Here is a 13,120-nt window from a genome sequence, read left to right as displayed (position 1 = left end):
TAGGGCCTGTCCGGCGGACAGGCCCTAGACCCTAGGCCCTGCCCTGGCCGACGCGGGCCGCCCCGCACGCCCCGAACGGCCTCACCAGGCGAAGGACTCCGGCGACGGCCCAGGCCCGGGGAAGATCTCGTCCAGGGACCCGAGCACCTCCGCCGACAGCTCCAGCTCCACCGCCCGCAGCGCGGACGCGAGCTGCTCCGCCGTACGCGGACCGACGATCGGCGCGGTCACGCCGGGCCGCGTGAGCAGCCAGGCCAGCGCGACCTCGCCCGGCTCCAGGCCGTGCTTGTCGAGCAGCTCCTCGTACGCCTGGACCCGCGCCCGCACCTCCGGCTTGGCGAGCTCCGCCGCGGCCCGCCCGCCGGTGCGCCGAGCGCCCTCGCCCTCCTTCTTCAGTACGCCGCCGAGCAGCCCGCCGTGCAGCGGCGACCAGGGGATGATCCCGACGCCGTAGTCCCGCGCGGCAGGGATGACCTCCATCTCGGCGCTGCGCTGGGCGAGGTTGTAGAGGCACTGCTCGCTGACGAGCCCGAAGCCGCCGAGCCGTCGCGCGGTCTCGTTGGCCTGGGCGATCTTGTAGCCGGGGTAGTTGGAGGAACCGGCGTACAGGATCTTCCCCTGCCGTACCAGCACGTCCACCGCCTGCCAGATCTCCTCGAAGGGCGTCTGCCGGTCGATGTGGTGAAACTGGTAGATGTCGATGTAGTCCGTCTGCAGCCGCCGCAGCGACGCCTCGACGGAGCGCCGGATGTTCAGCGCTGAGACCCGGTCGTGGTTGGGCCACGCCGACTCCCCGGGGGCGGCCATGCTGCCGTACACCTTCGTGGCGAGCACGACCTTCTCCCGCCGCTCGCCGCCCTCGGCGAACCAGGTGCCGATGATCTCTTCCGTACGTCCCTTGCCCGCGCCCTGGCCGTAGACGTTGGCGGTGTCGAAGCAGTTGATGCCCGCGCCGAGCGCGGCGTCCATGATCGCGTGACTGTCGGCCTCGTTGGTGTGCGGCCCGAAGTTCATGGTCCCGAGCGTGAGCCGGCTGACCTTGAGCCCTGTGCGTCCCAGCTGCGTGTACTCCATGGTTGCCCAGCCAACGACTTGGAGCGCACTCGACGCAAGGGGACGGGTGGGTCAGTCGCGGGGAAACTCGTCGGTGGTCAGGGTGAGGCCGACCACGGTGTCGGTGAGGTCGACCGTGTCACCGAAGGCGTACTTCGACTCGGTCGCGTACTCGCCGCCCTTGGGGTTGGTGCAGACGGTGACTCGGCCGAGGTACGGGTCGGCGATCAGATAGACGGGGACGTCGGCTTCGGCGTACGCGGCCTTCTTCGGGCCGTAGTCGTTCTTGGCGGTGCCCCGGGAGATGACCTCGGCGACGAACCTGACGTCCTGGTGGAGCCAAAGGCCCTTGTCGTCCTTCTCGGCGGCTTCGGACACGAGGGTCACATCGGTGGCGAAGCTCCCAGTGAGTGTCCCGCTGGGGCGACATGAAGATGTGCCCCCCGACGATCTCGGTCTTGATTCCCTCGGGGACGGGCGTCTTGTCGAGCCACTCGAACATCATGTCCAGCGTGCGCGCGTCGTTGCTCTCGGCCATGTCGATCCTGCCGATCTCTACGGCGGTCATCGCGGCGCTCCTCCCCGGCCTCCCGTCGGAGGCGGGCAGCCGCGCAGTACAACGATACGCACGGTGAAAGGGCCACGGTGAGACCTGCGCGGTCACGAGCCGCCCAGCCACCCCGCCGCGTCGAGCCGGAACGCCTCCGGGGGGACGACCGCCCGCAGGCCGTCCTCCAGTTCCCGGAGGTGTGCCGTGCCGAGGCGGGTCGCCCACTCCGCGTGCAGTTCGTCGAAGATCGCCGCCGAGCGGGCCAGCATGTCCAGGCCGCGCGGGGTGAGGCGGATGGTCTTGCGGCGGGCGTCGGAGGGGTCGGCGGCGCGTTCGGCGTAGGCGAGGTCGATCAGGCGGTCGACGGTCTTGCCCGCCGCCTGCTTGGAGACGCCCAGGCGGCGGCCGATCTCGCTGGCGGTCGCGCCCTCGACGCCGATCGCCTGCATGGCGAAGCCGTGGGCCGGGCGGGCGTCGGGGTGGCCCTGGCGGGCCAGCTCGGCGTGCACGCGGTCGATGAGCGTACGGAAGCCGGCGAAGAGGAGGAGGGGGAGTTCATAGCCCCTGCCGGTCGCGTGCGCCTCGCCGCGCGGCTCATCCCCCTTGCCCTTTTCGACAACCTGGTTTACCTTTTTTTCGTCAACCATGTTGTCCATCCTAATGGGGTGCCTCTTGTTCGCCGAACACACCGTGGAGACCGCACCGGCCGAGTCGCGCGCGGCGATGGAGCGCACGGCCGCCGCCTTCGGGCAGCTGCCGAACGCCGTGGCCCGCCTCGCCGAATCGCCCGAACTCCTCAACGGCTTCCTGGAGTTGAGCGCCGCGTTCGAGGGGGCGACGCTCGACCCCGTGGCCCGCGAAGTCGTCATCATGACCGTCGCCGTACGCAACGACTGCCATGTCTGCGTCACCATGCACACCGGCAAGCTGCGCAAGCTGGGAGCGGGCACGGAGCTGATCGCCGCCCTGCGGAAGGGGGAGGCTCTGGACGACGAACGGCTGGAGGCGATACGGCAGTTCACGCTCACCGTCCTCGCGACGGCGGGCGGCGTCGACGACGAGCAGGTCAGCGCCTTCCTGTCGCACGGCTATACGCGGCGCAACGCACTCGAAGTCGTCTTCGGCATCGGTACGTACACGATGTCGACGCTCGCCAACCGGCTGACGCGGGCCACCTGAGGGGTCTCAGGCGATGCTGCCCGCCTCAGTCCTCCGACCGCAGCAAGTACCACACCGCGCCGCCCACCCCGGCGATCGCGCAGACGGCCACCGTGAGGGAGCGGGCCGTGACCCCGAAGCCCAGCGGGTAGCTGATGCCCGCGCCGACGCCGATGCCGAGGATCGTGAAGCCGGTATAGGTCCATATGACGCGCTGCAGCCTGCGCTCCTGGTAGTTCATGGCCCCGATCCTGCCGCACGGCGACGGGCGGGCGGCACCGGTCCCGGCTCAGGACCGGTCCTTGGACCGGTACATCACCCGCCGCAGCACCGCCTCCGCAGGGCCGCGCCGCCCGGCCCGCTCCAGCGCGTACGCCCCCGCCACCGTCACCAGCCACACCCCGGTGGCGAACAGGGCCATCGTGGCGCTCGACAGGTGCGCGCCCAGACCGAGGCCCCACGCCGCGAGGACCGGGGCGAAGAGGAGGGAGTGCGTGAGGTAGCAGGAGAGGGACCGCTTGCCCACGGCGGAGACGGCCGCCACCGCCCGCGCCCCCCGGCGGGACCCGCGCCGCGACCACCAGTGGGCGAACAGCGCCACGGCCGCCACATAGCCGAGCCCCGCCGCGTTCCCGGTGATGTCCCGCAGCAGCGTCAGCACGCCGCCCTCGCTCTGCGCGTCGTCCGGCACGTCGAGCGCCCTGACGTGGGCGAGCGCGGCGGGCAGCGCGCCCAGCCACCCCACCGCGATGCCGGCCACGGCGGCCTTGCGGAGCAACGGAAGGTGGCGGCCCGGCTCTTCGAGCACCCCCTTGCGCGCGGCCCAGAAGCCGAGCAGGAAGATGACGTACGCACCGCCGACGAGGGAGAGCGGCGCGGCGGCGAACGTGACGAAGAGGCCGGTGGAGAAGCGAGTGCCCGCCGCGGCAAGCCAGTTGGACTCATCGGCCGCGTAGGCCGCCGCGCCGGGCTCGGCGCCAGCGTCCCCGAGCGAGCCCAACTCGCCGTGCAGCGCGGCGGATACGACCGGCTGGGCCGCGAGCAGCAGCAACTGCGCCGTCGCCGCCCAGATCCACCACTTCAGGGCGCGGTCGCTCCGGCGCAGGAACAGCAGGCCGAGCGCGAGGCTGAGCAGCCCGTAGAAGCCGATGATGTCCCCGGCCATCAGGAGCGTGGAGTGCAGCAGCCCGATCACGAGCAGGCAGAGACTGCGCCGCCGCAGCAGCCGCACCGCGTCCCGCTCCGACGTCCCCGCCACCGTCTGCCGCAGGAAGAGCCGCATCATCCCGTACCCGAAGAGGAACGCGAAGAGCGGATAGATCCGCAGGTCGAGGACGGTGATCATGGTGAACTGCACCGCGTGGTCCGCCCAGCCGCCGTCGACCGGCTGCCACCCCGAAGGCCCGTGCCGGGCCGCCGTGAGATGGAACGCGGTGTTGGACAGCACGATGAACAGCAGCATCAGCCCGCGTGCGAGGTCGGGCGCGAGGGCCCGCTCGGCCGGCAGCACGCCCGCCCGGCGGGGTGTGGTGCGGGGGCTGGTGCCGGTGCCTGTGTCCTTGGTCTCGACCGTCATGATCCGACGCTAGAAACGCGGCGGGCACCGGGGCATCGGCCTTCCGGCCAACGGCCACCGACCAAGGGATACGGCTGCGCGCGGTCCGGTCGACCAAAGTCCGGGGGCGGCTGTTGGCAGTGTGTTGGCGGGACTCCCTAGCGTTCTTCCTGCCGGGCGTTACGGGGGCGCCCGGCGTCGTACGACCAGGTTCAAGGCGTACTGCAAGGGCCTGAGCGCGCACGGCAACTGGTGCGGTCAGGCGCGGTCCGCGTCGTTGTTGCCGCCGCCGTCCGCCTCACGGCGGAGGGCCTCGGCTTCGGCGGCGCGGCCCTGCTTGGCCAGCAGGTTGGCGAGGTTGCGGGCGGCGTTGGGGTGCCCGATGGCGTGGGCCTCCCGGTAGAAGTGCTCGGCCTCTTCGACGCGTTCGTGCTTGGCCAGCAGGATCGCGAGGTTGTACGCGGCGCTGGGGTTGCCGATCGCGTGGGCCTGCCGGTAGAACTCCTCGGCCTCGGCGATGCGTTCGTGCTTGGCCAGCAGGATCGCCAGGTTGTACGCGGCGCTGAAGTGGCCGTCGGCGTGCGCCCGCCGGTAGAAGCCTTCGGCATCCGCGGTGCGGCCGTGGTTGGCCAGCATGATGGCGAGGTTGTACGCGGCACTGGAGTGGCCCATGGCGTGGGCCTCCCGGTAGAAGTGCTCGGCGTCCTCGACCCGTTCCTGCTTGGCCAGCAGATTGGCGAGGTTGTACGCGGCGTTGCGGTGACCGTCGGCATGGGCCTGCCGGTAGAGCTCCTCGGCTTCGGCGGTGCGGCCGACGTCGGCCAGCAGATTGGCGAGGTTGTACGCGGCGTTGCGGTGGCCGCCGGCCAGCGCCTGCCGGTAGAAGTGCTCGGCCTCTTCGGCGCGGCCGCTCTCCGCCAGCAGGATGGCGAGGTTGTTGGCGGCGTGCGGGTGGCCGCCCGCGTGTGCCTGCCGGTACAGGTCCTCGGCGTCTTCGGTACGGCCGTGCTTGGCCAGCAGGATGGCGAGGCTGTTGGCCGCGTTGGGGTGGCCGATGGCGTGGGCCTCGCGGTAGAAGTGCTCGGCGTCTTCGGTGCGGTCGTGCTTGGCCAGCATGATGGCGAGGTTGTTCGCCGCGCTGAGATTGCCCTCGGCGTGGGCCCGGCGGTAGAGCTCCTCGGCTTCGGCGGTGCGGCCGATGTCGGCCAGCAGATTGGCGAGGTTGTACGCCGCCTTGGGGTCGCCGTTGGCCAGCGCCCGGCGGTAGAAGCCCTCGGCCTCGGCGGTCTTGCCGTCCTTGGCGAGCAGGATCGCGAGGTTGTTCGCCGCGCTGGGGTGGCCGTTGGCGTGCGCCTGCCGGTACAGGTCCTTGGCCTCTTCGACGCGGTCGGTCTTGGCAAGGAGGATCGCGAGGTTGTACGCGGCCTTGGGGCGGCCGTTGGCGTGCGCCTGCCGGTAGAAGTCCTCGGCCTCTTCGTTGCGGCCGGTCTCGGCCAGCAGGACGGCGAGGTTGTTGGCGGCCGCACCGACGTTCTTGGCCGCCAGCGGACGCCAGGCCTTCTCGGCGGTGTCCAAGGCCGCCGCGCGGTAGGCGTTCATGCCGATGGCGAGGCGGTCCACGTCACCGGCATGCTCGAGCACCCGGTCCCACAGCCGGGTCGGCACCTCCCCGCCCGCGTGGTCCACCAGATAGTCGAACGCCGCCCAGCAGTCCGACCCGCCGGGCAGCAGCAGACTCGTCACCCCGAGCCGCACCCGAACGGCCCAGGCGAACGCCTCCTCCAGCGGCTCCGGCCGCAGCACCTCGCCGCCCGCCTCCGCGAGGTACTCCTCGTGCACCTCGACAAGGAGTTCACGGCCGTACGGCCCGCGCAGCCCGCTCCGGGTGAGGTCCACCGCCGCCGCGACCAGCGCCGCACCCCGCGCATGCCCCCGCGCCGACCGCACCGCCCTGCGCCACTCCAGCAACAGCGCCTGACCGGCGGCCAGATACTCCGCCACCCCGAAGGTCCCGTGATGGGTGAGCGCGTCCACGATCCGGGAGTCGTCGCAGTCCGCGGCGCGGGACAGCTCGTCGCCGCTCCACACCCGGTCCAGGTCGACGACCTCCGCGGCCCGCAGCACCTGCGCCCCGACCCCGTCGCCGTCCGTGCCCGCCGCGAACGTCTCGTACGGCTTCAGCCGCATCGTCGCCACGACCGGCACCCTCAACTGCGCGAAATCCGCGAGTACTTCGGGTTCGAGCCCGTCCGGCCCGAGATACCCCTCCAGATCGTCCAGCCACAGCACGCACCGCACATCGGCGCGCTCCACGACGCCGGGCGCCGCGCCGAGGCCGCTCCCCGCCGGGGGCACCAGGACCCGCCGGTCCGGCAGCACCTCGCGTACGGCCTCGAAGGCGGCCCGTGTCTTGCCCGCGGTCGAGTCGCCCACGATCAGCACGAGCCCGCCGCGCTCGGCCGCCTCCCGCACCCGCTCGCGCAACTCCCGGTCCACGTCACGTCCGACGTACGGCGGCAGCTTGCTCCCGTCCGCGCCGGGCCGGGCCCGGTGCGCGCCGGCGGCGAGCGCGTCCCAGTCGCGGATGCGCGGCCAGCGCTCGGGAGTGAGCAGATAGCGCGGCAGCGGCTCATCGGCCGCCGCCGCCGCGGCCGCCGCCTGGGTGGTGATGTTCACCTGCTGGATCGACTCCGCCTGGACGACGCTGTCCTGACGTCCGCCGGAGACACGGTTCTCCCCCATACCCGCAACGTTATCCCGCACGCCCCGCCAAGTGCCCCGGCCCGGACGGGCTGTTGCGGACAAGTGACCGCTGGTGCCCCCGCGTTGGGGTGTTGTTGGAGGGCTGGGCGAGGATTCCAGCCATGACCATCAAGAAGATCACCCGCACGGTCGGCGTCCTCGCCGCGGCCGCGGGGCTCGTCGCTCTCGGCAACCCGGCCTACGCAGCGGGGGACGTGTACAAGGGCACCGGGTGGCGGATTCTGTCCGACCGGGGGATCCAGTCGCTGAGCCCGGACCCGTATGTGATCCACATCGTGAAGCCCAAGGCTTCCGAGACCAGGCTCAACGCCACCCGGACCAAGGCCGCGGAGGCCGAGCTGCGGGCGCAGCTGAAGAAGACCGCGGCGCAGCTGACCGCCATCACCGGCACCAAGTTCACGCTGGCGAGCGGGTACCACAAGGAGCAGAACGCCTGTAACACCGCCGAGCGGCACGTCATCACCGTAGGACTGAAGTACCGTCCCTTCACCCCGGGCAACAAGCCGGGCTACTCCCAGGCGCACCCCTGCTCGGCCAGCGGCAACAAGAGCGCGTGGGGCGGCTGGATATGGGTCGACAGCGAGTACTGGATTCCGGGCGACTACGCGATCGGCGAGGCCCGCGTCTCGAACATGATGAGCCACGAGATCGGGCACGCCATCGGGCTCGACCACGCCAACGCGGACGGCTCCGACGCGGACAGGACCGTCGACCCCTTCGAGTGCGTCAGCAACAGCAGCAAGGACACGCCGGTCATGTGCTCCCCCAACGGCGGGCACGGCAGGGCCAAGGGCGGCAGCGAGGCCCGCGTGAACAAGTACGCGGGTCAGTACACCAAGTGGGACATCGCCGGGCTCAAGGCCCTGAAGGCCAACTTCAGCCGGTAGCGGGTCAGTTCGCGAGGGCCGGTTCGCGAGGCTCAGTTCGCGGGGGTCGGGTGCGCCGGCGTCCGTGCGTACGGCGCGCCCACCCCCCACGCCTGGTGCATCGCGTCGGCGAAGGCCCCCGCGAGCCGGTGCTCGCCGCTCGCGTTGGGGTGCGTCCCGTCGTAGGTGTCCGCGTCGATGTCGTACGCCGACGGGGTCGAGGCCAGGAGCAGCGGCGAGGTCCCCGTGTCCAGGTCCGCGACCGCCTTCGCGAGGAGCGTGTTGAAACGGGCGACCTCCGCCGCGAACGGGGCGTCCGTGCGGGCCCGGACGTTCGGGATCACCGGGAGCAGGACCATGCGGATGTGCGGGTTCGCCGAGCGGGCCTCGCCGACGAAGGCGCGCATGTTCTCCGCCGTCTGCTCCGCGTTCGTGTAGAAGCCCAGGTCGATCAGGCCGAGGGAGATCAGCAGTACGTCCGCGCGCTCGCGGGTCACCGCGTCGGCTATCTGCGGCGCCATGTGCAGCCAGCCCTCGCCCCAGCCCGCGAGATGGTTGCGCGGGAACGCCGGTTCGACGTCGGCGGCGTACGCGTGCGAGGTCGGTTCGCCGGACTCCTTGTCGTGCAGCGCCCGGCGGGGTCCCACGATCGTGTGGCGCTCGTCGCCCGGCGACGAGCGCAGGTGCTGCCACATCCGGTGGCGCCAGGTGTGTTCCCCCGCGCTGCCGATCGTCATCGAGTCGCCGACGAACATGAACCTGAGCATCCGCTCATCATCGCGGATCTCCGGCCCGACCTGCGATGTGAGGCTGAACACCTGGCAGGCTTGGTGCATGCGTTCACTGCGTACTCCGCCGCGGGTCGTCGGGGCCACGGCCGCCGCCGGCTGTCTGGTCCTGTTCGGGGCCGTCGCGCCCGCCGCCGCCGGTGACAGCCACGACGGGTTCACCATGAAGGACCCGCGCATCATCGAGTCCAGCGGTCTCGCCGCGTCCCGCGCCCACCCGGGCGTCTACTGGACGCACAACGACCAGGACAAGAACGGGGCCCTGCTGTACGCCGTGGACGGCAGGACCGGCGAGACGGTCGCCACGCTCACCATGACCGGGGTCGGCAAGCCGCGTGACGTCGAGGCGGTCTCCGTCGGCGGCGACGGCAACATCTACGTGGGCGACATCGGCGACAACCTCGGCGGCACCTGGTCCCATGTCTGGATCTACAAGCTGCCCGAGCCGAAGCAGCTGCGCGACCAGACCGTGCGCGCCACCCAGTTCACGGTGAAGTACGAGGACGGGGCGCGCGACGCCGAGGCGATGATGGTCCACCCCAAGACCGGCCGGATCTACATCGCCGACAAGAAGGAGGAGGGCGGCGCCCTGTACGAAGGGCCGGCGCGGATGTCGGCCTCCGGGGTGAACGTCTTCAAGCGGCTCGGCACCACCGGCCTGTGGACCACGGACGGCGCCTTCTCGCCCGACGGAAGGCAGCTCGCCCTGCGCGGATACCTGGGCGGCGTCTCGTACACCTGGAAGGGCGAGGGGAACAAGCCGGAGCGCGAGGGCCGGCTGAGCGTGCCGCTCCAGCGGCAGGGCGAGTCGGTGACGTACACGCCGGACGGCACGACCCTCATGTACGGCACCGAGGGCGAGCAGTCCGACGTCGAGCCGGTCGAGGTGGAGGGGGCCGGCGGGGGCGGCGACTCGGGGTCCGGCAGCGGCAGTCCGGGCGACGGGGGCGGGGGCGCCGGTATCGACGGCGACTTCAAGGTGGGCGCGCTCGCCCTCGCCGTGGTGCTCGCCGGATTCCTGGGGCTGAAGCGGTTGCTGCGGCGCCGCTGAGCGCACGGGGAGGCGGAGCTAGTCGCCCAGCACCCTTACCTCGTAGTGCAGCGTCGTGTCCCGCTTGACCTTGTGCGCGAGCGGGACCATCAGGCCGTGCATCACCGGGTACTTGCGGGTGAGGAGCTTCGCCGCGTGCTTGTTCTCCGCGCTGCCCTGGTCGAGCAGCCGGACCCGCGCCTTGATCTCCGGGCCGACCTGCTTGCCGCCCGGCGTCGACGGGGCGATCTCGACCTCGGGGTTGCGCCGCATCCGCTTGGCCTTCCAGGACCCGGCGTAGGTGCGGACGTACGCGTGGTCGCCCTCGACGACGATGCTGACGGGGGTGCCTACACCGGTGCCGTCCTTCTTGTGGCTGGTGAGCAGGACGGCGTACTGCTTGACGAATGGGGCGAGAGCGGGACTCGTGGAGCCCGCTGGATGCTCTGGTTTCGACGTCATGCATCCATAGAGGCACCGATCGCGGCTTCTGTCACGCCGTCCGGCGCCCGGCGACGAGTACGTCAAGACCGTCGAGCAGACGCTGCAGCCCGAACTCGAAGTGGTCGAACTCCGAGCCGAACGCGTCCTCCGACAGGTGCGCGAGCGACGGGTAGTGGCCGCTGCGCATGATCCGGTCGAGGACCGGGACCTGGGCCTCCCAGAACTCCTCGACGGTCATGCCGCCCTTGCGGGCCGCCTCCATCTCCTGCACATGCATGCGGGCGACCCCGGTGACGTACCCCTCGGTCATGATGATCACCCCGATCAGCTCGGGGTCGGTCAGGCCCATCGACTTGATCCGGCTCAGGGTCCGGTCGAGGCCGCCGACGGCGCCGGGGCCGAGCACCGGGCGGGCCTGGTTGACCTGGAGCAGCCAGGGGTGGCGGCGGTAGAGGACGAGGGTCTCGCGGGCGTACGTCTCGACACCCTCGCGCCAGCCGCCGGTCCAGGGCTCCTCGTCCTCGGGGGGCGTGAAGACGCGGTCCAGCATCAGGTCGAGCAGCTCGCCCTTGCCGGGGACGTAGCGGTACAGGGACATCGTGCCGGTGCCGAGCTCCGTGGAGAGGCGGCGCATCGAGACCGCGGCGAGGCCCTCGGCGTCCGCGAGGCGCACCCCTTCGGTGACGATCCGGTCCAGCGTGAGCCCCGGCTTGGGGCCGCGCGCCGGGCGCTCGGCGCCGCCCCAGAGGAGTTGGAGGCTGCGCGTGATGTCGCTGCCGGTGCGCTCGACGTCGCTGCCGTTCGTGCTCGTCATGGGCTCAGCCTAATGCTCCGTCCACTAATTGGGTACGGTGTACCCGCAAAAACTGGGTACGGTGTACTCTCAATTGAGTACGGTGTACCCATCAAGGCTCGGCGGGACTGACCGGAGGGGCAGGCGATGAACGGGAACGACTTCGCGGGACGGCGGGATGCCGCAGCGGGAGGTGACTTCACGGCAGCGGGCGATTTCGCCGTACGGGCCGAGGGGCTGGAGAAGCGATACGGCGACAAGCGCGCCCTGGACGGCTTCGACCTGCGGGTCGAGCGCGGAACCGTGCACGGACTGCTCGGACCGAACGGCGCGGGCAAGACGACCGCCGTCCGCATCCTCTCGACGCTGGTCCGCCTCGACGGCGGACGCGCCGAGGTCGCCGGCGCCGACGTCGCCCGCGACCCCGACGCCGTACGCGCCCGCATCGGCCTGACCGGGCAGTACGCGGCCGTCGACCAGGTGCTCAGCGGGCGGCAGAACCTGGAGATGTTCGGCCGCCTCTTCCACCTGGGCGGCGCCCGCGCCGCCCGCCGCGCCCAGGAACTCCTGGAGCAGTTCGACCTCGTCGAGGCGGCCGACAAGAGCGCGGAGGAGTACAGCGGCGGCATGCGGCGCAGGCTCGACCTCGCCGCCTCGATGATCCTCGCGCCCGCCGTCCTGTTCCTGGACGAGCCGACCACCGGGCTCGACCCGCGCAGCCGCATCGAGGTCTGGGACACCGTACGGAAACTGGTCGCCGACGGCACGACGGTGCTGCTCACCACCCAGTACCTCGAAGAGGCCGACAAGCTGGCCTCCCGGATCACCGTCATCGACCAGGGCCGCGCCATCGCCGACGACACCCCCGACGGGCTGAAGTCCACGGTCGGCGGCAGCACCCTCGAGGTCGTCGTGGGCGACGCCGCCGATCTGTCGGCGGCGTGGACCGTCGTCTCCCGCGTGGCCGACGGCGTACCGGAGACGGTCGCCCTGGAGCGCCGCATCCACGCCGCCGTCACGGACCGGGTCGGCGCGCTGACCGACGTGGCGCGGACGCTGCGGGACGAGGGCATCGCGGTCGAGGACATCGGGCTGCGCAGGCCCAGCCTGGACGACGTGTTCCTGCGGCTGACGGGGCATCGGGCCGAGGCGGCGTCGGAGCCGGCGGCGGATGAGATGTCCCGTACCGACGAGGCAACGAACGGAGTGGCGGCATGAGCGGCACACTGACCGCGGAGACCGCGGACACGGCACAGACCTCACAGACCGCACAGGCCTCGCACGGGCGCCTCTACTGGGCGGTCGCCGACACCTGGAACATCACCCGCCGCTACCTCACCCACTACCAGCGCCGCCCCGTCAACATCGCCTGGCAGCTGGGCTTCCCGATCATCTCGGTCCTGCTGTACGGCTTCGTCTTCGGCGAGGCGATGAAGGTGCCGGGCGGCGGGGACGACGGCGACTACAAGCAGTTCCTGATGCCCGGCATGTTCGTGATGACCATGGCCTTCGGTTTCATGAACACCGCGATGGGCGTCGCCACGGACTCGACCAAGGGCGTCATCGACCGCTTCCGCTCGATGCCGATGGCGCCGTCCGCGGTGGCGGCGGGGCGCGGCCTCGCGGACCTGATCGTGGCCTGCGCCGAGCTGACCATCCTCGCGCTGACGGCACTGGCCATCGGCTGGCGCTCCAGCGCGGGGTTCCCGGAGACCCTCGCGGCCTTCGCGCTGCTGCTCTTCCTGCGGTTCAGCCTGATCTGGGTGGGCGTCTACCTCGGGCTCGTCGTGCCGTCACCGGAGGCCGCGGGCGGGCTCTACGCCGTCGCCTTCCCGCTCACGATGATCTCCAGCATCTTCGTGGCGCCGTCCCTCATGCCGGACTGGCTGGGCCCGATCGCCGCGTGGAATCCGGTGTCCTCCACGGGTACGGCCGTGCGTGAGCTGTTCGGAAACCCCGGCGCGGGCGGGGGCAGCTGGGTCGAGCAGAACGCGCTGCTGATGTCCGTGGTGTGGCCGGTGGTGGTGTCGCTGCTGTTCCTGCCGCTGGCGGTACGGAAGTTCAGGCAGCTGAGCCGCTGAGCAGCTAGCAGCTGAGTCCTGCTCCTTCTTCGTACGCGA

13 protein-coding genes and 1 pseudogene are annotated in these 13,120 nt (G+C 71.3%); 5 read left to right on the top strand and 9 right to left on the bottom strand.

What is annotated here, in order from left to right; genetic code table 11:
- Positions 1-81: 81 nt before the first annotated feature.
- The 3 genes and pseudogenes from ACIBKX_RS31760 to ACIBKX_RS31750 all read right to left on the bottom strand — a co-directional run bounded on the left by ACIBKX_RS31760 (position 82) and on the right by ACIBKX_RS31750 (position 2,259).
- On the bottom strand, positions 82-1,074 hold the full coding sequence (locus tag ACIBKX_RS31760; protein ID WP_363269835.1) for an aldo/keto reductase: 993 nt from the start codon (positions 1,072-1,074) through the stop codon (positions 82-84).
- A gap of 51 nt (positions 1,075-1,125) precedes the next feature.
- Positions 1,126-1,621: pseudogene (locus ACIBKX_RS31755) on the bottom strand (Uma2 family endonuclease).
- Positions 1,622-1,713: 92 nt separating this feature from the next.
- A complete protein-coding gene (locus ACIBKX_RS31750; RefSeq protein ID WP_363269836.1) occupies positions 1,714-2,259 on the bottom strand; it encodes a MarR family winged helix-turn-helix transcriptional regulator in 546 nt (181 codons plus the stop codon).
- Between ACIBKX_RS31750 and ACIBKX_RS31745 the strand changes: the two genes are divergently transcribed.
- The gene (locus ACIBKX_RS31745) at positions 2,249-2,782 is read left to right on the top strand and encodes a carboxymuconolactone decarboxylase family protein (protein WP_363269837.1); all 534 of its coding nucleotides are present in this window, start codon (positions 2,249-2,251) and stop codon (positions 2,780-2,782) included. The genes ACIBKX_RS31750 and ACIBKX_RS31745 overlap by 11 nt on opposite strands.
- 25 nt (positions 2,783-2,807) lie before the next feature.
- On the opposite strand, the gene ACIBKX_RS31740 is transcribed toward ACIBKX_RS31745, so the two are convergent.
- The 3 genes from ACIBKX_RS31740 to ACIBKX_RS31730 form a co-directional block, all read right to left on the bottom strand.
- Complete coding sequence (locus tag ACIBKX_RS31740; protein WP_363269838.1) at positions 2,808-3,002, bottom strand: hypothetical protein; 195 nt, start codon at positions 3,000-3,002, stop codon at positions 2,808-2,810.
- 48 nt (positions 3,003-3,050) lie between these two features.
- Positions 3,051-4,337: a DUF418 domain-containing protein gene (locus ACIBKX_RS31735; RefSeq protein ID WP_363269839.1), complete on the bottom strand. Its 1,287-nt coding sequence runs from the start codon at positions 4,335-4,337 to the stop codon at positions 3,051-3,053.
- A gap of 237 nt (positions 4,338-4,574) precedes the next feature.
- On the bottom strand, positions 4,575-7,058 hold the full coding sequence (locus ACIBKX_RS31730; protein ID WP_363269840.1) for a tetratricopeptide repeat protein: 2,484 nt from the start codon (positions 7,056-7,058) through the stop codon (positions 4,575-4,577).
- Between the two features lie 122 nt (positions 7,059-7,180).
- Here ACIBKX_RS31730 and ACIBKX_RS31725 point away from each other — a divergent pair, with 122 nt between their 5' ends.
- Positions 7,181-7,966 carry a hypothetical protein gene (locus ACIBKX_RS31725; protein WP_363269841.1) on the top strand — a complete coding sequence of 262 codons (786 nt, stop codon included), beginning with the start codon at positions 7,181-7,183 and terminating at the stop codon, positions 7,964-7,966.
- A 32-nt stretch (positions 7,967-7,998) separates the two neighbouring features.
- Here ACIBKX_RS31725 and ACIBKX_RS31720 read toward each other — a convergent pair whose 3' ends face one another.
- A complete protein-coding gene (locus ACIBKX_RS31720; protein ID WP_363270132.1) occupies positions 7,999-8,712 on the bottom strand; it encodes an SGNH/GDSL hydrolase family protein in 714 nt (237 codons plus the stop codon).
- Between the two features lie 67 nt (positions 8,713-8,779).
- Here ACIBKX_RS31720 and ACIBKX_RS31715 point away from each other — a divergent pair, with 67 nt between their 5' ends.
- Entirely contained in the window at positions 8,780-9,784 is a 1,005-nt protein-coding gene (locus ACIBKX_RS31715; protein ID WP_363269842.1) for a WD40 repeat domain-containing protein, read from the top strand.
- An 18-nt stretch (positions 9,785-9,802) separates the two neighbouring features.
- On the opposite strand, the gene ACIBKX_RS31710 is transcribed toward ACIBKX_RS31715, so the two are convergent.
- Together ACIBKX_RS31710 and ACIBKX_RS31705 are read right to left on the bottom strand one after the other, a co-directional pair.
- On the bottom strand, positions 9,803-10,225 hold the full coding sequence (locus tag ACIBKX_RS31710) for a PPOX class F420-dependent oxidoreductase (RefSeq protein ID WP_363269843.1): 423 nt from the start codon (positions 10,223-10,225) through the stop codon (positions 9,803-9,805).
- A gap of 31 nt (positions 10,226-10,256) precedes the next feature.
- Complete coding sequence (locus ACIBKX_RS31705) at positions 10,257-11,021, bottom strand: TetR/AcrR family transcriptional regulator (RefSeq protein ID WP_363269844.1); 765 nt, start codon at positions 11,019-11,021, stop codon at positions 10,257-10,259.
- A gap of 126 nt (positions 11,022-11,147) precedes the next feature.
- Between ACIBKX_RS31705 and ACIBKX_RS31700 the strand changes: the two genes are divergently transcribed.
- On the top strand, positions 11,148-12,218 hold the full coding sequence (locus ACIBKX_RS31700; RefSeq protein WP_363269846.1) for an ATP-binding cassette domain-containing protein: 1,071 nt from the start codon (positions 11,148-11,150) through the stop codon (positions 12,216-12,218).
- Positions 12,215-13,081: an ABC transporter permease gene (locus tag ACIBKX_RS31695; protein WP_363269848.1), complete on the top strand. Its 867-nt coding sequence runs from the start codon at positions 12,215-12,217 to the stop codon at positions 13,079-13,081. Before ACIBKX_RS31700 ends, ACIBKX_RS31695 begins: the two co-directional genes overlap by 4 nt.
- Positions 13,082-13,120 lie beyond the last annotated feature (39 nt).

The organism is Streptomyces sp. NPDC050658 (genome assembly GCF_044457025.1).
Taxonomy (GTDB): Bacteria; Actinomycetota; Actinomycetes; order Streptomycetales; family Streptomycetaceae; genus Streptomyces.
The sequence above is the reverse complement of the archived record's forward strand: the minus strand, read 5'-3'. Positions and strand labels throughout refer to the sequence as shown.